Genomic DNA, 1,268 nt, shown 5'->3' on the forward strand with positions numbered 1-1,268 from the left:
TGTAGTGGTCAACTAATTTAGGACAGCTGATAAGAGATTTTGATTAAAGTAACGTCTCTCTTTTTCTGCTGGCGGCAAATAATCGTTGAAAGTATGCGGTCTCACGGACTGATAATAGCCCCAGATATAATCAACAATGGCGCTTTTAGCCTCAGCGATATCTTCATAACCGCCCTTTGGCATCCACTCAGTTTTGAAGCTTCTGAAGAATCTTTCGGTCGGCGCATTATCCCAACAATTTCCGCGACGGCTCATGCTTTGCGTCATACCCTCACAACTCGCCACGGATTCAGCAAACTTCTTGCTAGTGTAATGGGTTCCTTGATCAGAGTGAAACAACACGCCACTTGGCTTTAAGCGCGTCTGATATGCCATTTGCAGCGCTTTGATTGTCAACACGCTGTCAGGGGAATCTGACACCGAAAAGCCCACCACACGACGGGCATATAAATCTAAAACAACCGCTAGGTAGCACCAGCCGCCTTTGATACGAATATATGTGACATCACCCGTCCAGACCTGATTGGGCGCTGATGGGCTAAAATTACGGTTCAGTATATTGTCATGAGCTTGGTGTTCTTCGTCAGCTCGCTTGTATTTATGTGTTTTTAGCTGGCAACTGATGAGCCCCATACTTCTCATAATCTTAGCAGCTAAGTAACGTGTCAGCTTAATGCCATGCTCATTCATCAAGATAGCAGCAATGCTGCGAGCGCCAGCTGATTGCTTTGAGTCATTAAATATTTGGCATATTAAGGCTTTAAGCTTGACCATTTCAATATTTATCGGCTTTGACTGCAAGCCATAGTAATAGCTACTCTTAACCATGCCAAACAGGTCACACAATTGAGTTTTACTCATCTGTTTGTCTTGCTCTGCCAGCTGACTTATCAGCGATAATCGCTCAGACTGTCCAAGGCTAGCAGAGCTGAAGCCTTTTTTAAGATGTCGCGCTCCATAGTCAGCCGTTTTACTTGTTTACGCAGTTCTTGGAGTTCTCGCTGTTCATCGGTTAAGGCATTGCCGACTTTAGGTGCTTGTCCACCCATTTCTTGACGGTACTGACTCAGCCATTTCTGTAAGGTGGATTTGCCAATGCCAAGTGAATCAGAAACGTCGGGGATGCTACGGTTGTGATCAGTGACTAAGCTGATGGCTTCAAGTTTGAATTCTCGGGTATATTGGTTGCGTTTGTTGGTCATACTAGTTTCCTTCTTTGGGGTAGTATAAACCTCTTATGCACTGTCCAAGTTTATTATGCCACTACA

Annotated in this window: 2 protein-coding genes; both read right to left on the minus strand. The window is 44.6% G+C overall.

The annotated features are described in order from the left end of the window. Nucleotides 1-12: 12 nt before the first annotated feature. Nucleotides 13-894 carry an IS3 family transposase gene (locus tag EI164_RS16175; RefSeq protein ID WP_225739365.1) on the minus strand — a complete coding sequence of 294 codons (882 nt, stop codon included), beginning with the start codon at nucleotides 892-894 and terminating at the stop codon, nucleotides 13-15. Beyond that, nucleotides 891-1,202, minus strand: a complete 312-nt coding sequence (locus tag EI164_RS16180; RefSeq protein ID WP_058025686.1) for a transposase — start codon at nucleotides 1,200-1,202, stop codon at nucleotides 891-893. The genes EI164_RS16175 and EI164_RS16180 overlap by 4 nt, the downstream gene beginning before the upstream one ends. Nucleotides 1,203-1,268: the final 66 nt, after the last annotated feature.

The organism is Psychrobacter sp. FME13, assembly GCF_014861395.1.
GTDB lineage: Bacteria > Pseudomonadota > Gammaproteobacteria > Pseudomonadales > Moraxellaceae > Psychrobacter.